This window comes from Pseudomonas anuradhapurensis, assembly GCF_014269225.2.
Classification (GTDB): Bacteria; Pseudomonadota; Gammaproteobacteria; order Pseudomonadales; family Pseudomonadaceae; genus Aquipseudomonas; species Aquipseudomonas anuradhapurensis.
Map to the genome: position 1 here is coordinate 2365090 of NZ_CP077097.1, position 18135 is coordinate 2383224.

The window sequence follows — 18135 nt, forward strand, 5'->3', positions numbered from 1 at the left end:
AGCCCACCCGGGAGTATGTTTTGCCTATGCGTCGCCTGGCCCGTCGGGGCAGGCGGCGCGTTTTCCACATGATGGCCCATACTGGCTCGCCGCAGAAGGGGAGGATGAGGCTAGAATGGGCGCACCTTGCGGACGAACCCCGGTATGACTGAAACGACCTCCACCGATTTGCTGCCCATGCGTGACGTGGTCAGCCTGACAGGCATCAACCCGGTTACCCTACGTGCCTGGGAGCGCCGCCATGGGCTGATCCAGCCGCATCGCACCGAAGGCGGCCATCGCCTGTACACGCCCGGCGATGTACAACGGATCCGCGATATCCTGCGCTGGACCGCCAATGGCCTGCCGATCAGCAAGGTGGGCGCGTTGCTCGAACGGCAGCCTGTCGAGTGCCGGCAGGGCGACGAGCAGTTCGCCGATTGGCGCGCGGCGCTGGCGCGGGCCGCTGCGGCTTACGATGTACAGGCGCTGGAAGCGCTGCACGGGCAGCTGTTCACCCTGTTGCCGAAAACGGCCGTGCTCAGCCAGGTGTTGCTGCCGGTGTGGCAGCAACTGCGCAGCAGCAACGCGCCAGGGGCCCGCAGCCAATGGTTGTTTGTCGATTTTTTCCTGCGCGCCCGGCTGCTGCTGCGCCTGCAGCTGAATCAGGCCGCTGCCCCACGGGTGCTGCTGGTGGCAGGCGACGAACAGGCGGAGCTGGCACTGCTGGGTACTGCACTGCTGCTCAGTGGCGAGCAGCAACGCATCGAGGTCCTGGGTGGGCCTCTGCCACTGGAGGAGGTGGCACTGGTGTGTGCGGCGGTGCAACCGGCGGCGCTCGTGGTGGCGATGCAAGGGCCGCTGAATGCCGCACTGGCCAAGCGCCTGCGCTGGCTGCAGATGGAGATCGCCTGCCCGCTGGCCCTGGCCGGCGAGGGGCTGGTGTTGTCGCAGGCGCTACTCGACGGCGCGCCCGTGTGCCTGCTCGATACCCAGGGCGGGGATGTGGCATCGGTGCTCAGCGCCTTGCTCAGAGGCGGGCTGGATGTGTGACCGGCAGTGGGTCGGCAAGCTGCGGCTGTCAGCGCATGAACAGCCCTAGTCTCTGTGTGAAAAGCCTTGATACTCGGTGATGCTGCGTTGAAAACAGCCTCGGAATGCTCATTTACAACTCGTAAACTCCGCTTCCTCGGCTGTTTTCGCCTTGCCTGACCTTCGTCTCAAGACTTTTCACACAGAACCTAGCCACATCGCGCCAAGTATGATCGCCTGGGCCGGAAGCAGATAACGGGCAAAGCGCAAGCCGCCATTGCTGAGCGCCAAAACGCATTTAGTCAAGGTGTTCCCGGTCAGGGCCATCATGCCCGGCACCACCAGATCGGCCATCTCCAGCCGCCCGGCCACCACCAGCGAGGCCACCGACGCAATGGCCGCATGGGCATCCCCCAAGCCACTGACGAACGCCGCGATGCTGACGCCGCCTTGGCCGAGATGATCCAGCAGAAACGCCGAGAACAGGACAACGCCGGTCAGGGCGACGGTAATGATCAGCGCGGTCCAGAGGCTGAAGGCACCGTCGCCCTGATGCGCCGCGGCCCCGCCTGGCGCGGCACGCCAGGGGGCCAGCAGCAGTACGCCATACACCACGGTAACCAATGCACCGAGCCCGATGGAGGTGGCGAACGGGCGCACCAGCTGAGGGTCGATGATGAACAGCACCAGGGCGAACTGGGTAATGCTGGCGAGGTTGGACAGCACGGCCGCCGCCGCCAGGGCGCGCACGGCAACTTCCTGGCGCCGGGCTTCGTGTGCCAGCAGGGCAATGGTCGCCGAGCCCGAGGCAAAGCCCGAAGCGATTGCGCTCAAGGGCAAGCCGTAGCGAGGCCCCATCAGGCGCATGGCGACATGGCCCACGGCACCGACCGTCATCAGCAGCACCACCAGCGTGCAGATGGTGCGCGGGTTGAGCACGTGGTATGGCCCCAGGAACCGGTCGGGTGTCAACGGCAGCACCACCAGCGCCACCGTCAGCAACATCAGGCCGTCGCGCAGTTCCTGTTCGCTCAGTTGCTGCAGCACAAAATGATGAAGTTCCCGCTGCAGGGCCAGCAGCACGGTCAGCACCACGCCGGCTGCGGTGGCCAGTTCAGGCTGCTCGAGGCTGAGCGCGCCCAGGGTCAGCACCAGCAGCAGGGCGATCTCGCTGGTGACCTCCGGGTCCTTGTCGGCATGTTTGCGGTAGTGCATGCACAGCATCAGCACCAGGCCCAGGCTCGCCACCCCGACCAGCATCGCCCCGGCCAGCAGCATGCTGACATAGCCCAGCAGGGCGGTGATGGCGAAGGTTCGCAGCCCGGCGGCAGCGTGGTCTTCGTTGCGGCCTTTCTTGCGTTCGCGTTCTAGCCCGACCAGCATGCCGATGCCCAGCGCTACGGCGCCGTGGCTGACAGTCAGGGTGTCGAGCATGGCGCCTTCGTGGCGTCCTTGTGCGCGGCATCAGCGCCGCCTTGCTCCAGGGCCATCAGCGCCGCCGGGTCGAGAATTTCCACCAGCCGTCCATGCAGGTTGACGATGCCCAGCGCGCGCAGGCGGGCAACCGAACGGCAGACGGTTTCCAGGCGCAGGCCAAGGTACGAGGCCATGTCCTCGCGGGACATGCGCAACATGAAGCCATGGGCCGAGTAGCCACGGCTGACAAAGCGCTGCGACAGCCCGACCAGGAAGCTCGCCAGCCGCTGTTCGGCGGTGAGGTTGCACAGCATCAGCACGCGCTGGTGCTCACGCACGATCTCCCGGCTCATCAAGCGGTTCAGGCTTTGCTGCAGCACCGGAAACTCTCGCGCCAGGGTTTGCAGGCGGCGATAGGGCACCGGGCAGACTTCGCTGTCTTCCAGGGCAATGGCGTCACAGACATGGTGCTCGGTGGCAATCGCATCGAGGCCGAGCACGTCACCCGGCATCCAGAAGTTGATCACCACGCCCTGGCCTTCGACGCTGTTCAGGCTGGTCTTGAAACTGCCGCAGCGCACCGCATAGAGCATGGTCAGTGGGTCGTTGGCATTGAACAACGCTGCGCCTTTGCGAACGCGCATGCGTGGGCCTATCAATGCGCCCAGGCAGCTGTGGTCGAGAACGGGCAGGCCGGTGGGCAGGCACAGGCCGCTGACACGGCAGTCCTTGCACAGGGACACCAGCGGTTTCAGGTGGATAGGGTTTGCCGCATGCCGCGCAACAGGTGGGTCGAGCAGCGTGACTTTCAGTTGGCCGGACATGCTCAGGCCCTCTGCGCGCGTCGACTATCGGTGTGTTGCGCTGTATTGCGAGGGGCACTGTGCGCCTCTGCCAGTGCGGCGCGGGGCGACCAGCCGGCGAGCATGTCGAGAGAGTGGGGCGCATTGAGGCGCGAGGTGAGCCGCTCGACGAACTGTTCGGCTTCGGCTGCTGTCCTGAAACTGATCCGGCAGTCGTCCAGGCGGACCCACCAGCGGTTCTGTTCGGTGCTGTTCTCGACGTAAACGTTCATGGAGCCTCCTGAGTACGCATGAGCAAGACGACTGCTGACCAATGCAAAACGAAGGCATCCCTGCCGACAGCGGGGCGCTTGGCCCAGGTCGGTATGGAGTTAGCGTGCGCCGATGAAGCCGCCAAGTATTGATCGCCGTCAAATTATCGAGCGATCGACCGTACCGCTGGTCTGCAGTGGGTTCTGGTTGATAAACATCAAGTCTGCCGGCTGTGCCTGGCAGATGCTCCAGGTATGTACCGCAACCGCAGAGGTGTGCCATGGAAACCCCGCAAAGACTGCTGCTGATTGCCTCCCCGCTGATGCGCCGGACCCCGGTCTATGACCGTGCCGCAGCGCTGGCCAAGGCCAAGGGGATGGCGCTGCACATCGTCGCTTTCGACTACCTGGAAGGGCTGGCCACGGCAGGCCTGGTCAACGACCAGGCACTGGCTGTGATGCGCGAGGGCTATGTCCAGCAACACCGTGAGTGGCTGGAGACACAGGCGCTACCGATGCGTCGCAACGGGGTCACGGTTACCACGGAAGTGGTGTGGGTACAGCACCCGTTGAAGGAAATACTCGTGCATTTGCGCGAACAACCCTTTGCCATGTTGATCAAGGCATTCGAACATGAGCCCTGGTGGATGCGCGCCATGTTCACTTCGCTGGATATCCAGCTGCTGCGCGAAACCCGCATCCCGCTGCACCTGGTGCACAAGGCCAGCAATGCGCTGCCGCGCAAGATCCTTGCAGCGGTTGACCTGTCCAGGCCGGAAGACCAGTTTGAAGGCTTCAATGACCAGATCATCGGCGAAGCGTTGAAGCTGGCCTTGCAGTGCAATGCGCAGGTCGAATTGTTGTATGTCTACGATCTGGGCGCCATGTACGTGGACGCCGGCGGTAGCCGCGAGCATTCCTTCCTGTTCGAATCGAACCTTGCCCAGACCCTGCACGAAGTACAGAGCGATGCGTTCCAGGCGCTTGCCGAACGCAACGGGATCGCCGCCGAACACCGGCATATGCGCATAGGTGACCCGGCCAAGGCCCTGGCCGTGTTCATGGACAACAATGACATCGATGTGCTGGTCATGGGCAGTTACCACCACCATGGTATCGGCTGGTTCATCGGCAGTACCGCCGAGCGGGTTCTGCACCGGCTGTCCAGCAGCGTGCTGGTGATATCGCCGGAGCGTTCCCAGGGGTAGCACCAAGGCCCGCAAGGGCCTTGTTTTCAACTGCGCAGGTCAAGCTCGTGGAGGATCTCGCTGACGTCGCCACCCAGGTAGCGTGAGCTGAAGCCCAGCGCCTTGGTCAGCCGGTGCATGGCATAGTTGTTCGCCAGGTCCCTGGACACCATGCACTGGTAACCATTGCTGCGCGCCGCGTCGATCAGGTGTGTCATCAGGCGCCTGCCGAGGCCTTTGCGCTGCCAGGCTTCATCGACCGCGACCGCACATTCGCACTGTTGGCTGCCAGGTATGCCGGCATAGCGGCTGACACCGACCTGGACCAGTTTGCCCTCGACATGCGCCAGTGCGATGTAGGCCATGCGCTGGTGGTAATCAACCGGCATCCGCAGCGGGTCCAGGCTCGGCAGGCCGCCGCTCAACCCGGCGATGAAGCGGAACCGACGGGTTTCATAGGCGATGGTGCTGAGAAAGCGCTTGTCCCTTTCGTGGTCTTCCTCGCGCAGTGGGCGGATCAGCACTGGCGTACCGTCCGCGAGCTTTTCGACCCAGTGCTCGCACGCCTGGGGCTGTTCAGTTGGCTGCCCGTTCATGTCGCCTCCCGGTTGGCTGATGTTTGCCTGGTGTTGCTGTTGTAACGCCAGGCGCCGGTGCGGTTCTGACAATCGTCAAGTTCCGGCCGGGTGGTGGTTTTCTGATCTGCATCAAGCGGCATCAGGCCGGTGGCCGGAAGATTTCCTGCATCACCCCCCAGCCGCGCAAGCCCGGAGGTTCGCCATGGGTCAATATCGACAACTGCTGGTGCTGCTCACCGAGGTCGATCCGCATTCCGCGGCGTTGCGCAGGGGCCTGGCCCTGGCGCATGTCAGCGGCGCCAGCGTGCACGTGCTGGGCTTGTTCGAGCCGAGCGAGGAACATTTGCTGCGCGAAGAGCGGCTGAACGAGGCTGACATCAAGCGCCAGTACGAAGCCTATCGCGAGCGTCTGACGGCCCTGGTCGAGCGGCACCGCAACAGTGGCGTCGCGCTGACCGTCGATAGCCTGCAGGCCGACGACATTCGCAGCCAGGCCATCGATTACATCAACGAACTGCAGCCCGACATGGTCATCAAGGACAGCGAGGCTGCAGCGACCCTGGTCCGTTTGTTCAGCACCCCGCTGGACTGTGCGTTGATGCGCGGTTGCAAGGGCGTCACCCAGTTCGTGCCGGCGGCGGCGGTGTCGTTGCCGCAACGTATCCTGGTAGCCGTGGACACCGCGTTCAGCGAGACGCCGGCCATCCAGGAACTTTTCAACCGGGGGCTGATCCGTGCAGCCCAGGCCCTGGCCTTGCAGTGCGACGCGCAATTGCACCTGCTGTCGGCGTATAACCTGGCCGGGGTATTCGCTTCGGACATGAATGTCACCCAGGCCTGGATCGACGAAATGCGCGAGGCGCTGCAGCAACCGTTCGCGGAGCTGGCCGATGCCGAAGGGGTCGCAGCGGACCGCCGGCACTTCATCGAAGGTGGCCCGGTGCAGGTCATCCGTGAACAGGTGGCCGCCCTCGATATCGATGCGCTGGTGATGGGGGTGGTGCAGCCCAAGGGGCTGGACAAACTGCTGGGTGACACCACCGAACGCATCGTCGGCCGTCCGCCGTGCAGCGTGCTTGCGGTTCATCCTGAGGTGGCCGAAACCTGGGAGCCCTCGCCATGCAACTGACTTTTCTGGGTGGCACCGGCACCGTGACCGGCAGCAAGTTCCTGTTGACCCGTGACAGTACCCGGATACTGGTCGACTGCGGGCTGTTCCAGGGCTACAAGCAGCTGCGCCTGCGCAACTGGGAGCCGCTGCCTCCGGCCTTGCGGGCGCTCGATGCGGTGGTGCTGACCCATGCCCACCTCGACCACAGCGGCTACCTGCCAGTACTGGCGCGCGAAGGCTACAGCGGGCCGATCTATGCCACCCCGGCGACCTGTGCCCTGGCGGAAATCCTCCTGCTCGACAGCGCCCGCTTGCAGGAAGAGCAGGCCGAACACGCCAATCGCCACGGCTACTCCAAGCATACCCCGGCACGCCCGCTGTACACCGAGGAGGATGCGAAACGCGCCCTGGCACTGTTTCGCCCGGTCGAACTGCACCACCCAATGGTGATTGCCGAGGGCATGGAGCTGCTGTTGCGCACTGCCGGGCATATCCTCGGCGCGGCCACCGTGCAGATCCATGCCGACGGGCAGACCTTGCTGTTCTCCGGCGACCTGGGGCGCCCGCAGGACCCGATCATGCGCGAGCCGGAGCTGGTCAGGACGGCGGACGTGCTGCTGGTGGAATCCACCTATGGTGATCGCAAGCATCCCGCCGAGTCGACCGAGGCGTATCTGGCCAAGGTCATCAACCAGACGCTCCTGCGCCATGGCATCACCCTGGTGCCGTCGTTTGCCGTTGGCCGTGCCCAGTTGCTCATGTACTACCTGTACAAGCTCAAGCGCGACCGGCTGATCCCGGATATTCCGGTGTACCTGAACAGCCCCATGGCCACCGACGCCACTGTGCTGTATCAGCAGTTCCGCAGCGAGCATCGGTTGACCCTGGCCGAGTGCGCCGCGATGTGCAGGGGCACGCATATCGTCCGTACGGTGGATGAATCCAGGCATCTGGACCAGTTGCGCGAGCCTGCCGTGATCATCGCCGCCAGTGGCATGGCAACCGGTGGGCGGGTATTGCACCATCTCAAGGCGCTGGCGCCCAACCCGCGCAACAGCATCCTGTTCTCGGGCTTCCAGGCTGGCGGCACGCGCGGTGCCGATATCGTTGCCGGTGCCCACAGCGTGCGCCTGCAGGGCGAGGATGTGCCCATCCGGGCGCAGGTATATGCCATGGACACCCTCTCCGCACACGCCGATGCCGACGAGATCATCGAATGGTTGCGTGGCTTCACTCGGCCGCCGCGGCAGACCTACGTCATTCATGGCGAACCGCATGCCGCCGACACATTGCGACGGCGGATCTGCCTTGAGCTGGGTTGGCAGGTGTGTGTGCCCGATTACCAGGAAACCGTTGCCATCGACCCGGTGCGCTAGCCCGGTGTGGGAGGTATGCATGAATACGCAAGCGAGGGCGAAACTGCGGGCCTGGATGCACCGGCCCAGAGGCAGCCTGGGTTGGATCGTGGCCATCGTCGCTCTACTGGTGGCGGCGTCCGCCTATCGTGCAGTCAGCCCGAGCTGGCGCCTGCCGATGCGCGACCCCGCGGTATTGCTGGCCTTGCTGGCGTTGAGCGTGGCGCTGGGCTGGGCGGTGCAGCGGGGCGTGAAGCGCACGGTGGGCAAGGCCATATTCGCTGGCCAGGCAACGGGCTGGCAGGCCAGGCTGGCCTTCCTTCGCTCGGTAACCCGGGAGTCGAACATCCTGTTGGCGATGCTGTTGCTCCTGGTTTTGCTGGGCGGGGGGACCTTGTGGTTGGCGGGGAACGCGGCGGCGCGCATCGTCGACAGCTGCGCAGCCAATCTGCAGGCTCAGGTGGACATACCCGAGGATGAGAAGCTTGCCGCGCTGGTCGGCAAACCGGTGTGCACGTGCCTGGCGCAGGCGTTCTTGCAGCGCAACGGGGTGCTGCGCCTGGCCTTGCTCGGAACCCCCCTGCAGGAAGTGGCCGGCTTGCAGGCGCTGACTGCCGATGACGAGCAACGCTGCCTGGCGCAGTTCGACCTGCTGCCCGAAGAGGCTCAGGCGACCACGCCATGACTCGGCATCAGCCACAAACCGAAACGATGGGCGCCCATGGCGGCGCGGGAGGTTTCCATGTCACATGACCTTGCTCTGCAAACGCTGTTCCCAGACCGCAGCGAGGCCGGGCGTTGTCTGGTCGAACCGCTGGCCGGATATGACGGCAGGTCTGACGTGATCGTGCTGGCACTGCCGCGTGGGGGTGTTCCCGTGGCTTATGAAGTGGCGAGTGCGCTCAAGGTCCGTCTCGACCTGCTGGTGGTGCGCAAGCTCGGCATGCCGTTTCATCCCGAGCTTGCCATGGGCGCAATTGCCACGGGCGGTGTGACATTCCTCAACGATGACGTGTTGCGGGCTTACCCCGTCGACCCGGCGCTGTTCGACGCTGTGGTCGCCGAGGAAACCCGGGAACTGGCGCGGCGGGAGCACGCTTACCGGGGCAGCCGCCCACCGCTGCAACTCAAGGATCAGGTGGTGATCCTGATCGATGATGGCCTGGCGACTGGCGCGACCATGAGGGCGGCCATCCTGGCCGTGCGCGCGCAGTCACCTGCGCGGATCGTGGTGGCGGTGCCGGTCGCGCCGCCGGAAACGTTGCAGGCGATGTACGGCGAAGTGGATGAACTGGTATGCCCATTGGTACCCGAGCGGATGGTTTCGGTTGGTTACTGGTACCAGGACTTCCCGCAGGTTTCGGACGCCGAAGTCACCGCGCTGATGCGCCAAGCTGACAGGCAGGCTGCTGTCCAAGGGCCTGCCCAGGAGTGAGGACATGACTGAAGTACGATCGCAGACAATGAAGCTGCCAGGTGTCGAATTGCTTGCCGACCTGCGTTTGCCGACCGCTGCCCATGCACTGGTGATCTTCGCTCATGGCAGCGGTAGCGGTCGTCTGAGTGCACGCAATCAGTACGTCGCCGACAGGCTCGCGGCACGTGGCCTGGGATCGTTGCTGTTTGACCTGTTGACGCAGGACGAGCAGCAGCTGGACAACCAGACCGGTGAATTGCGCTTTGACATCCCGCTGTTGGCCAAGCGCTTGATCGATGTCGTCGACTGGGTTGGGCGCGACCCGCAACTGCACACCTTGCGCGTTGGTTTGTTCGGTGCAAGCACGGGTGCCGCGGCAGCGCTGTGTGCGGCTGCAGAGCGCCCGGACGTGGTGGCGGCAGTGGTCAGCCGGGGTGGCAGGACGGACCTGGCCGGGCCGGTGCTGGCGCGGGTGAAGGCGCCGACTTTGCACATTGCAGGTAGTAACGATGCGCAGGTGCTGGAGTTGAACCGCCTGGTTGGGCGCAGCTTGCATTGCGCGCATCGCCTTGAGGTGGTACCGGGCGCTTCGCATCTGTTCGAAGAGCCTGGCACCCTGGGCAAGGCTGCCGCCCTTGCCGGCGACTGGTTTGTCACGCACTTGCAAGCCGCCTGAAGCCTCACCACAGGCTTTCACACACCGAACGGATAGGTCTCGTCCTCCGGCTCCAGGTGCTGGCGTGTCGGTAACGGCAGCGCACTGACCGGGTGTGTTTGCTCGAACCACAGCAGGGCATCGAATTGCTCGGCCAGCACGGCGTCGAAGTAATGGCTGAGCCGTTCGCTTTCCGGGCGATAGATGACACCGATGGCACGCTCGAGCAACGGTGTCGACAACATCCGACGCAGTTCCTTGCGCTGCGGGTCGCGCCAGTCGGTGAGGGAGGCCGGTATGCCGGCCAGGTGGAACTGGTGCTCCCAGCTGTCTGCACGGGGGGGCCGGATATTCTTGATATGCATGTCGCCATCCCAATCGTCGGCGGCGGCCACCTGGCCTCGGCCGGTGGCCATGCCGACCAGCACGGCATCTTGCCCAAAGGCGTTGCGGCACAGCTGGCCGATGTTGAACTGGCCTTTCCAGCCCATCTCTGTAGCGCCAGCGTTGCCGATATGCGAATTGTGCGCCCACACCACCGCCTTGGCGTGCGGCCCACGGCGTTCCAGCAGCGCACGCAGGGTATCGAACATGTGCCGGTCGCGCAGGTTCCAGGAGGCGGCCGACCCCCGATAGATGGCGCGGTAGTATTGCTCCGCAGCGACGATCACCCGGGCATTCTGCGTGGCATTGAAAAATGCTTCGTCATTGCGTATCAGCCCGGAGAGTTGTTCGGCGAGCATGACATTCAGCTGCTGGACTACCGGTTGCTCGCAAGGCATGACGCCGCCCCGCTCGACAAAGTGGCCATATTGCGCCGGGTCGTCCTGCCAGGGCGTCAGGCAACCGTAGCGCCGACGGGCCTCATGGGCCAGCTTTGAGTCGACCCGGTCCAGATAGGCCAGCACCTCATGGATGGAATTACGCAGGCTGTAGACGTCCAGCCCGCGGAACTCCACGCGAAGGTCATTGGCGAGCAAGCGGTTATGCCCATGCAGCCATTGGGCAAAGGCCTTGACTTCGCCGTTGCGCCACATCCAGGTCGGAAAGCGGCTGAATATATGGCGTTTCCATGCTGAATGCGCCAGGCCCCGGACATACTGGTCGACATGCCCGGCATCCGGCCAGTCGGCCTCGACGGCCACGATGTTGAAACCATGCTGCTCGATCAGCCGTCGGGTAATCGCTGCACGGGCGCGATAGAACTCGCTGCTGCCGTGGCTCGCCTCACCAAGCAGGACCACCCGGGCGTCAGCGTAGCGGTCGAACAGTGCCGCGAAGGCCGGTGTGTCCAGGTCCGGCAGGGGTTCGGCATATTGATGCAGCAGTGGCGCGATATCGGCGATTTCGACCTGATACTGCTGGCCATAGAGCCTTTCCATCAATTTTTTCGAGGGGCCGTTCATGGGCATGCTCCCATAGGCAGGCCGCCGCGCCACAAGGGATGATGGTGCGGCGGCCCTGGGGTCAGTTCAGGACCAGCCGGTGGATCACCTGGCTCGGGTCATCCGGGTCGGTGGCCGTGGTGAATCCTGCCGCTTTGGCCAGATCGCGCATTGCCTGGTTGGCGGCGGAGTCGATCGAGTACATCTGCCGGAAGCCCTTGGCGCGGGCATGGTCGGTGAGGTGCTTGAGCAGCAGGCGGCCCAGGCCGTGGTGCTGCCAGCTGTCGAGTACGGTGACGGCGCACTCGCATTCATCCTTGTCTGTGCAGGCGGCATAGCGGGAAATACCCACTTCCTGCAGTTCGCCGTCGACATGGGCCAGGGCGACGAAAGCCGCCTGTCGGTCCTGGTCGACCTTCATCAGTTGGTCGAGCATCGCCTCGCCGGGCTCCTTGAGCTGGCACAGGAAGCGAAAATGCCGCGACTCGGGCGACAGGCGTTCGATGAAGGCCCTCTCGCGTTCCCGGTCCTTGGCTTGCAAGGGCCGGATCAGTACGTGGGTGCCGTTTTCCAGGGCTTCGATCCAGTGCTCGCCAGCGGGCGTCGGAAACGAAGGCAGGGTATGTGGACGGGAAGTCTCGGCGGGCGCCATGGCAATGTCCTCTGCGTGTTATGAACAAGGGACGTTCAGTTTCGGCTTTCGGCCTTGCGCTGACTTGATACTTGTCAATTGCCCGCGCACCGCCTGTCAGGCCGGTGAAACAAGCGAATCGAACAGGCCTGGGGAGCGAAGGTTGGCCACGCGGTCATCGCTGGCGTTGGCATTGACCACCAGCAAGCTGCATTGCAAATGGTTCATCAGATAGCTCAGCGTCTCGCGCTGCCGGGCGTTCAGCGGGCTTGCGATCACTACCAGGTCGTAGCCACAGCGATTGGCATAGGCGCAGAGGGTATGGGCACAGGCGCCGACGATCAGATGATGATGAACGGCGGGGATACCGAGCTGCGCGGCAAAGCCTCTGACCTCGGCCACGAGGGTTTCGTAGCGAGGGATTTCCGCCAGGCTGTAGTGCTTGCTGTGACGCAGCAAAGCCGCCTGGTCGTAGACGGTGAACAGATGCATGCGGGCCTTGCGCGCTTGGCTGATGGCCTTGGCCACTGCAACCACATGCGTGTTCAGCGCTATCTGGTCAAGGTCTTCGCAGCTGGCTGGCGCGGCGACGAACAACTTGCCATGACTGCGAATGGGCTGTTCCTGCGCTGACAGCACGGGGCAGGGCGCCTGCTGCATCAGCATGAGCGCGAAGTCGGCGCCAGCGTCTGCCTGCACCAGCGCCGGGTCCAGGATCAGCAGGTCGGCGGTGCATGCCTTGGCAAGCCTGACCAGCGCATTCACCCCAGGCTTGAGCACAACGACTTCGGCATTGATGCGAACGCCTCTGTCGAGCAGGTCCGTGGCCAGGCTTTTCTGGCGAGCCCGAATGTCGACGCGCTTTCCGTCGGACCCGGCCGAGCCAAGGATGGCCACCGTCACCGTGGCGTCGACGGCCGTGGCCAGGTCGATCGCCTGTTCCATGGCCGCACTGTAGCGATTCTGACTGGGTGCAACGACAACCAGGCTACGGATTTGCATGATAGGCACCCTCTTGGTTGGCATGGCCGCTCTGTAGGCAAGCAGGGGTAATGCAGTACGCGACGCTAGAGCATGCAGCAGGTGCATCGGCCGGGTTTGACCTGCATCAATTCCCGCCATGGGCAGGCCGACCCTTGGTCGCTAATCCCGCAAACAGTCAGTGCGCCAGCTAGTTTGAATATATGGCCGCGTGCAAAAGGCGGAGGCGTCATCATGTCAGGCCCTATGGATCTGGGGGCGAGGCCCCATGTGAAGTGCCTTGCATGCTCGTTGAGCCGGCTTTGTCTGCCCGCCAGCCTGAGTGCGGAGGAGGTGGACAAGCTGGAACGCATCGTTCGCCGCAACCGCCCGTTGAAGCGCGGCGAGTACCTGTTCAAGGCTGAAGAGCCGATGGAACAGGTATTTGCCCTGCGCTCGGGGGCAATCAAGCACTTTCTGCTCGACGCCGATGGCAACGAGCGGATCGGCGGCTTCATACTGCCCGGTGAAATGCTGGGCCTGGATGCCATCGGCGCCAGTCATTACCGAGGCTTTGCTGTGGCGCTGGAGATCTCGCTGGTCTGTGCCATCAGGCTCGACCAGCTGATGGATCTCTCCGGCCAGATTCCGGGGCTGCGTTATCAGCTGTTGCACATGCTCAGCCTGGGCATCCAGGGCAAGGACGAGCAGCTGCGCTGCTGCCACGGGCGTGCCGAGCAGCGGCTGGCGATCTTCCTGCTGGGCATGTCGGCGCGTTACCAGGCCCGCGGGTTGCGGGCTGATGTGTTCAAGCTGCCGATGTCGCGCGGCGACATTGCCAACTACCTGGACCTGACCCTGGAAACCGTCAGCCGACTATTCGGTCGTTTTGTCCAGGCCGGGTTCCTGCAATGCAGCGGGCGCGAAGTCAGGCTCATCGACTTGCACGGCCTGGGTAATCTCACCCGCCTGGAGGAACCCACTTGAGTGCCGCCAGCACCCGGTCATAACGTTGCACAGGCCAGCCCAGGGGTTGCGGGCCGCCCCAGGCCGGGCGCGGCAGATGATCCGTGCGTAACCAGATGCGCTGCGCGGCAATGCCTGTCTGCCAGCACAGGCGGGCAGCCTGGCGCGCCACCTGGGGTGGCGCGCAACAATACACCGTGTCCGGCCGAAAGGTGTCCAGCGTTCGCTGCAATTGCAGCCAGCCGCTGCTGCTGTCGTGCGCCAGCGCCGCAAGCCAGGTTGGACAAGCGTCTGGCAGGCGTTCGGCAGGGATACCCGCATGAGACAAGCTCACCTGGACCCAAGGCAGCCAGCAACGGATTTCATCCAGCACCGCCAACAGCGGCAACAGGCCTTCGGCGCGGCTGATGGCCAGCAGCCTTGCGCTTTGCAGGGGCAGCGGCCAGGCGTTGCCAAGCGGCCCGGAATAGCCGAACAGGTCACCGGCCTGCCCCACGGGTTTCACGCTGCAGGTGGCCACCAGAAAGCGACCGCTGGCGCCAGGCAGGCTCACATAACTGCAGGGCCAGCATTCGTTGTGGCTGCTCAGCAGGCAGTACTGGCCTGGCATCGCTTCGCTACGTTGCGGGCTGCAAAGGGCCAGGCGCAGGTATTGCTGGGTACCGGAGCCCGGCACCGCCTCGAGTAAGCGGACGCTTGCACTGCCGCCCCGGCCCATAGTCGCCTCGCACTGTATGTGGTGACCTTGCTTGATTCAGCCTATGCCCAGGCCATGGCAACGCTTTGACCAGGATCAAACCGCCAGGTGACAGTGGCTTCACGCAGGTTGACAAAGGTCAAGCAAGGGGCTGCCGTGCCGCGCAAGATCGAAGGCGTCTCCCTGGGAGGCATTACTTATTCGAGGAGCGCGCCATGTCGGAAGCAGCCAAGAAAGTACCTGTCACTCCAGCCGCCACGCCAGCGAAAGCTGCGCCGCCCAGCAGCGAACCTGCTGATCTCTGGCGGCCTTTTCAGCAATTGCGCCGTCAGATCGACGGCCTGTTCGAGGATTTCGGGCGGCGGCCATTGCGCATGCCGTTCAGCCACACGCCGTTCGATGTCGAGCCGTTCTGGCGGCGTGACCTGTTCACCCATGGCATGCCGGCGATGGATATCAGCGAGCAGGCCGAGGAGTACCGCATCAGTGCCGAACTGCCGGGTGTGGACGACAAGGACATCGAGATCAAGCTGGTCAATGGCAACCTGGTGATTCGCGGCGAGAAGCATCAGGAGGTCGATGAGAAACGCAAGGAATATCACCTGAGTGAGCGCCATTACGGCAGTTTCGAGCGAGTGCTCCAGTTGCCTCCCGAGGTCGACGCCGAGAAGATCAACGCGCAGTTCGCCAAAGGCGTGCTGCTGGTGCATCTGCCCAAACGTGCCGAGGCGATTCACCCGGAAAAGGTGATCCCGATCAACAGCAGCAAGTAAATGACGGTCCGGTCACTTTCAGGAGCAGGGACGCTCCATCCAGCAGAGGTAACCAGCATGTCCATTGGCAGATATTGCAACCGGGATGTGGTCACTGCACCACCCGACATCTCCATCTACGCTGCGGCACGCATGATGAGCCAGTATCACGTCGGCGACCTGGTACTGGCCGAGCCGGTCGACCGCGAGCGTTTCCGGCCCGTCGGCCTGATCACCGATCGTGACCTGGCCTTGCGGATCATTGCGCGCAACCCACCGGACCAGGAGGACCTGCAGGCGATCGATGTGCTGCCACGACCATTGATCACTGCGAACCAGAATGAAGACCTGTTCGATGTCATCCTGAACATGCGGCGGGCCAACATCCGGCGCATCCCGGTGGTGGATGACTTCGGCCTGCTGGTCGGCATCGCCACTGCGGACGACCTGGTAGGGCTGCTGGCAGACAACCTGCACGAACTGTCGCTGCTGATTCGTCAGCAAAGCCGGCGGGAGGAAGACCTGCGCGGTGAGGATCTGTGAGCGCGCGGGGATGATTCCCCACAGGAGGCGAGCATGAGCGATTTTCCCAGTACCGAGGAACTTGAAGGGCTGGATGCCTATTGGCGAGCCGCCAATTACCTGACCGTTGGCCAGATCTACCTGCAGGGTAACGCCTTGTTGGCAAGCCCGCTGACGCTGGCCGACATCAAGCCCAGGTTGCTGGGGCACTGGGGGACTTCACCGGGACTCAACCTGATCTATACCCATCTGAACCGGCTGATACGCCAGTACGACCTCAACGTCCTGTTCATCACCGGCCCCGGCCACGGGGGGCCGGCCTTGGTTGCCCAGGCCTATCTTGATGGTACCTATACCGAGCTGAACCCGGCGATCGAACGCAATGTGCTTGGCATGACCCGGCTGTTTCGGCAGTTTTCATGGCCCTATGGTATTGGCAGCCATGTCGGCCCGCATGTCCCAGGCTCCATCCACGAAGGGGGAGAGCTGGGTTACTCGTTGGTGCATGCCTATGGTGCTGCGCTGGACAATCCACAATTGATCGTGGCGTGCGTCATTGGCGATGGTGAGGCGGAAACCGGCGCGCTGGCAGCCAGCTGGCACTGCAACAAGTTTCTCAACCCCGCCCGGGACGGGGCGGTACTGCCAATTCTGCATCTGAATGGCTACAAGATCGCCAACCCGACTGTGCTGTCCATGATCAGCGAAGATGAGTTGACCAGCCTGATGTACGGGTATGGCTATGACCCCTATTTCGTCGAAGGTGATGAACCCATGGAGGTCCACCGCGCATTGGCCAGGACTCTGGAGGTCATCTACGAGAAGATCTGCCAGATTCAGCGCCTTGCGCGCCACGCCGAAAACCCTCAGGCCATCGACAGGCCTTTGTGGCCGGTGCTTGTGCTGCGTACGCCCAAGGGATGGACCGGGCCCAGATACGTCGACGGGCAGCGCGTCGAAGGTACCTGTCGCTCCCATCAGTTACCCCTGGCGGACCTTGGCCAAGCGACGCACTTGCTACAGCTGCAGCAATGGCTGGAAAGCTACCGTCCGCAAGAGCTGTTTGACGCGCAAGGCGCGTTGCTGCCCGAGCTGGCCGCGCTGGCGCCTTGCGGCCGCCGGCGCATGAGTGCGAACCCGCATGCCAACGGGGGGATGCTGCTGCGGGCACTGGATCTTCCGCGCTACGCGGACTATTGCGTGTCGATGACAGGGCCGGGGCAGGTACGGGCCGAGGCGACCAGGGTGTTGGGCAGGTATGTATGCGATGTCATGAAAAACAGCCGGTTGTCCCACAACTTCCGACTGTTCGGCCCCGATGAAACGGCGTCCAACCGTCTGGACGCAGTGTTCGAGGCTGCCGACAAGATGTGGCTGGATACCTGCGGTAGCGATGACAAACACCTTTCGGCACAGGGCCGGGTCATGGAAATACTCAGTGAGCACATCTGTGAGGGCTGGCTGGAGGGCTACCTGTTGACCGGCCGGCACGGCCTGTTCTCCTGCTACGAAGCCTTCATCCACATTGTCGATTCGATGATCAATCAACATGCCAAATGGCTCAAGACCGCTGCCGAGGTGCCGTGGCGCAAGCCGATTGCGTCGTTGAACATCCTGCTGACTTCGCATGTGTGGCGCCAGGACCACAACGGCTTCTCGCACCAGGACCCTGGCTTCCTCGACCTGCTGGCCAACAAGAAGGCCAATGTTGCGCGAATCTACCTGCCCCCTGATGCCAACTGCCTGTTGTCAGTGGCCGAGCATTGCTTGCGCAGCCGCAACTACATCAATGTCATCGTTGCCGGCAAGCAGCTGGAATGGCAATGGCTCGACGGGGAAGCCGCTGCGGTGCATTGCCAGGCGGGTATCGGTCGCTGGGCCTGGGCCAGCCATGATGACGATGCGCCCGAGGTGGTGCTCGCCTGCGCCGGCGATGTGCCGACGCTGGAGGTGCTGGCAGCGGTGACGCTGCTTCGCGAACAGGCGCCTGAGGTGCGGCTGAGAGTGGTGAATGTTGTCGATCTGATGGCGCTGCAGGTGTCGCAACAGCACCCCCACGGCTTGTCCGACCGTGACTTCACTGCCTTGTTCACCGAGGATCAGCCGGTGATCTTTGCCTTCCATGGTTACCCGGCATTGGTGCATCGCCTGATCTACAAGCGTGCCAACCCCCAACGGTTCCATGTGCGAGGTTTTCGCGAAGAGGGTGCTACCACCACGCCGTTCGACATGGCGGTGATCAACAATCTGGACCGCTACCAGCTGGTACTCGATGTCTTCGAGCATGTACCGCGCCTGCAGCCCCAAGTGGAACAGGCGCGGGCCCGCTACTGGTCGACCATGGAGAAGCACAAGCTGTACCTGATCGAGCATGGTGAGGATATGCCGGAGGTGGCCCAGTGGCGCTGGACCTCGCCGGCGAACCGTGGGTGACGGGT

Annotated in this window: 19 protein-coding genes; 11 read left to right on the forward strand and 8 right to left on the reverse strand. The window is 63.6% G+C overall.

The features are described 5' to 3' along the window. Positions 1–144: 144 nt before the first annotated feature. On the forward strand, positions 145–1032 hold the full coding sequence (locus HU763_RS11035; protein WP_186684825.1) for a MerR family transcriptional regulator: 888 nt from the start codon (positions 145–147) through the stop codon (positions 1030–1032). A 177-nt stretch (positions 1033–1209) separates the two neighbouring features. Here HU763_RS11035 and HU763_RS11040 read toward each other — a convergent pair whose 3' ends face one another. The 3 genes from HU763_RS11040 to HU763_RS11050 are packed head-to-tail and all read right to left on the reverse strand — an operon-like array spanning position 1210 to position 3502. Next, positions 1210–2445: an MgtC/SapB family protein gene (locus HU763_RS11040; RefSeq protein WP_186684826.1), complete on the reverse strand. Its 1236-nt coding sequence runs from the start codon at positions 2443–2445 to the stop codon at positions 1210–1212. Further along, positions 2430–3251 carry a helix-turn-helix domain-containing protein gene (locus tag HU763_RS11045; protein ID WP_186684828.1) on the reverse strand — a complete coding sequence of 274 codons (822 nt, stop codon included), beginning with the start codon at positions 3249–3251 and terminating at the stop codon, positions 2430–2432. The genes HU763_RS11040 and HU763_RS11045 overlap by 16 nt, the downstream gene beginning before the upstream one ends. Positions 3252–3253: 2 nt before the next feature. After that, positions 3254–3502, reverse strand: a complete 249-nt coding sequence (locus tag HU763_RS11050) for a hypothetical protein (protein ID WP_186685079.1) — start codon at positions 3500–3502, stop codon at positions 3254–3256. A 260-nt stretch (positions 3503–3762) separates the two neighbouring features. On the opposite strand from HU763_RS11050, the gene HU763_RS11055 reads away from it, so the two are divergent. Then, positions 3763–4689, forward strand: a complete 927-nt coding sequence (locus HU763_RS11055; RefSeq protein WP_170029610.1) for a universal stress protein — start codon at positions 3763–3765, stop codon at positions 4687–4689. A 26-nt stretch (positions 4690–4715) separates the two neighbouring features. Here the strand turns inward: HU763_RS11055 and HU763_RS11060 are convergent, their stop codons facing one another. Then, positions 4716–5264, reverse strand: a complete 549-nt coding sequence (locus HU763_RS11060; protein WP_170029611.1) for a GNAT family N-acetyltransferase — start codon at positions 5262–5264, stop codon at positions 4716–4718. A gap of 184 nt (positions 5265–5448) precedes the next feature. Between HU763_RS11060 and HU763_RS11065 the strand changes: the two genes are divergently transcribed. From HU763_RS11065 to HU763_RS11085, 5 genes are read left to right on the forward strand one after another with little or no spacing between them, the layout of a single operon-like run. Further along, entirely contained in the window at positions 5449–6375 is a 927-nt protein-coding gene (locus tag HU763_RS11065) for a universal stress protein (RefSeq protein ID WP_170029612.1), read from the forward strand. Next, positions 6366–7733, forward strand: a complete 1368-nt coding sequence (locus tag HU763_RS11070) for an MBL fold metallo-hydrolase RNA specificity domain-containing protein (RefSeq protein ID WP_186684830.1) — start codon at positions 6366–6368, stop codon at positions 7731–7733. The genes HU763_RS11065 and HU763_RS11070 overlap by 10 nt, the downstream gene beginning before the upstream one ends. A gap of 55 nt (positions 7734–7788) precedes the next feature. Then, on the forward strand, positions 7789–8397 hold the full coding sequence (locus tag HU763_RS11075) for a hypothetical protein (RefSeq protein ID WP_186674486.1): 609 nt from the start codon (positions 7789–7791) through the stop codon (positions 8395–8397). Between the two features lie 57 nt (positions 8398–8454). Then, on the forward strand, positions 8455–9147 hold the full coding sequence (locus HU763_RS11080; RefSeq protein ID WP_186684832.1) for a phosphoribosyltransferase: 693 nt from the start codon (positions 8455–8457) through the stop codon (positions 9145–9147). Positions 9148–9151: 4 nt separating this feature from the next. Further along, a complete protein-coding gene (locus HU763_RS11085) occupies positions 9152–9805 on the forward strand; it encodes a dienelactone hydrolase family protein (RefSeq protein WP_186684834.1) in 654 nt (217 codons plus the stop codon). A gap of 17 nt (positions 9806–9822) precedes the next feature. On the opposite strand, the gene HU763_RS11090 is transcribed toward HU763_RS11085, so the two are convergent. The 3 genes from HU763_RS11090 to HU763_RS11100 all read right to left on the reverse strand — a co-directional run bounded on the left by HU763_RS11090 (position 9823) and on the right by HU763_RS11100 (position 12889). Further along, positions 9823–11190, reverse strand: coding sequence for an erythromycin esterase family protein (locus HU763_RS11090; RefSeq protein WP_186684836.1), 1368 nt, complete (start codon positions 11188–11190; stop codon positions 9823–9825). Between the two features lie 61 nt (positions 11191–11251). Further along, positions 11252–11821 carry a GNAT family N-acetyltransferase gene (locus tag HU763_RS11095; RefSeq protein WP_170029617.1) on the reverse strand — a complete coding sequence of 190 codons (570 nt, stop codon included), beginning with the start codon at positions 11819–11821 and terminating at the stop codon, positions 11252–11254. Between the two features lie 96 nt (positions 11822–11917). Further along, positions 11918–12889, reverse strand: a complete 972-nt coding sequence (locus HU763_RS11100; protein WP_186684838.1) for a universal stress protein — start codon at positions 12887–12889, stop codon at positions 11918–11920. Between the two features lie 126 nt (positions 12890–13015). Between HU763_RS11100 and HU763_RS11105 the strand changes: the two genes are divergently transcribed. Beyond that, on the forward strand, positions 13016–13747 hold the full coding sequence (locus HU763_RS11105) for a helix-turn-helix domain-containing protein (RefSeq protein ID WP_170029619.1): 732 nt from the start codon (positions 13016–13018) through the stop codon (positions 13745–13747). Here HU763_RS11105 and HU763_RS11110 read toward each other — a convergent pair. Beyond that, positions 13722–14444 (reverse strand): hypothetical protein, encoded by a 723-nt coding sequence (locus tag HU763_RS11110; protein WP_186684840.1) that lies wholly within the window; start codon positions 14442–14444, stop codon positions 13722–13724. The genes HU763_RS11105 and HU763_RS11110 overlap by 26 nt on opposite strands. 194 nt (positions 14445–14638) lie before the next feature. On the opposite strand from HU763_RS11110, the gene HU763_RS11115 reads away from it, so the two are divergent. Genes HU763_RS11115 through HU763_RS11125 form a run of 3 tightly spaced genes read left to right on the forward strand, consistent with a single transcriptional unit; the run spans position 14639 to position 18130 of the window. Continuing rightward, complete coding sequence (locus HU763_RS11115) at positions 14639–15196, forward strand: Hsp20/alpha crystallin family protein (RefSeq protein WP_186674391.1); 558 nt, start codon at positions 14639–14641, stop codon at positions 15194–15196. Positions 15197–15253: 57 nt separating this feature from the next. Next, positions 15254–15718, forward strand: a complete 465-nt coding sequence (locus HU763_RS11120) for a CBS domain-containing protein (RefSeq protein ID WP_186684842.1) — start codon at positions 15254–15256, stop codon at positions 15716–15718. Between the two features lie 33 nt (positions 15719–15751). Continuing rightward, a complete protein-coding gene (locus tag HU763_RS11125) occupies positions 15752–18130 on the forward strand; it encodes a phosphoketolase family protein (protein WP_186684844.1) in 2379 nt (792 codons plus the stop codon). Positions 18131–18135: the final 5 nt, after the last annotated feature.

Coding starts and splice junctions, on each gene's coding strand:
- HU763_RS11035 (WP_186684825.1), top strand. CDS start 145: ATGACTGAAACGACCTCCACCGATTTGCTGCCCATGCGTGACGTGGTC.
- HU763_RS11040 (WP_186684826.1), bottom strand. CDS start 2,445: ATGCTCGACACCCTGACTGTCAGCCACGGCGCCGTAGCGCTGGGCATC.
- HU763_RS11045 (WP_186684828.1), bottom strand. CDS start 3,251: ATGTCCGGCCAACTGAAAGTCACGCTGCTCGACCCACCTGTTGCGCGG.
- HU763_RS11050 (WP_186685079.1), bottom strand. CDS start 3,502: ATGAACGTTTACGTCGAGAACAGCACCGAACAGAACCGCTGGTGGGTC.
- HU763_RS11055 (WP_170029610.1), top strand. CDS start 3,763: ATGGAAACCCCGCAAAGACTGCTGCTGATTGCCTCCCCGCTGATGCGC.
- HU763_RS11060 (WP_170029611.1), bottom strand. CDS start 5,264: ATGAACGGGCAGCCAACTGAACAGCCCCAGGCGTGCGAGCACTGGGTC.
- HU763_RS11065 (WP_170029612.1), top strand. CDS start 5,449: ATGGGTCAATATCGACAACTGCTGGTGCTGCTCACCGAGGTCGATCCG.
- HU763_RS11070 (WP_186684830.1), top strand. CDS start 6,366: ATGCAACTGACTTTTCTGGGTGGCACCGGCACCGTGACCGGCAGCAAG.
- HU763_RS11075 (WP_186674486.1), top strand. CDS start 7,789: ATGCACCGGCCCAGAGGCAGCCTGGGTTGGATCGTGGCCATCGTCGCT.
- HU763_RS11080 (WP_186684832.1), top strand. CDS start 8,455: ATGTCACATGACCTTGCTCTGCAAACGCTGTTCCCAGACCGCAGCGAG.
- HU763_RS11085 (WP_186684834.1), top strand. CDS start 9,152: ATGACTGAAGTACGATCGCAGACAATGAAGCTGCCAGGTGTCGAATTG.
- HU763_RS11090 (WP_186684836.1), bottom strand. CDS start 11,190: ATGAACGGCCCCTCGAAAAAATTGATGGAAAGGCTCTATGGCCAGCAG.
- HU763_RS11095 (WP_170029617.1), bottom strand. CDS start 11,821: ATGGCGCCCGCCGAGACTTCCCGTCCACATACCCTGCCTTCGTTTCCG.
- HU763_RS11100 (WP_186684838.1), bottom strand. CDS start 12,889: ATGCACCTGCTGCATGCTCTAGCGTCGCGTACTGCATTACCCCTGCTT.
- HU763_RS11105 (WP_170029619.1), top strand. CDS start 13,016: ATGTCAGGCCCTATGGATCTGGGGGCGAGGCCCCATGTGAAGTGCCTT.
- HU763_RS11110 (WP_186684840.1), bottom strand. CDS start 14,444: ATGGGCCGGGGCGGCAGTGCAAGCGTCCGCTTACTCGAGGCGGTGCCG.
- HU763_RS11115 (WP_186674391.1), top strand. CDS start 14,639: ATGTCGGAAGCAGCCAAGAAAGTACCTGTCACTCCAGCCGCCACGCCA.
- HU763_RS11120 (WP_186684842.1), top strand. CDS start 15,254: ATGTCCATTGGCAGATATTGCAACCGGGATGTGGTCACTGCACCACCC.
- HU763_RS11125 (WP_186684844.1), top strand. CDS start 15,752: ATGAGCGATTTTCCCAGTACCGAGGAACTTGAAGGGCTGGATGCCTAT.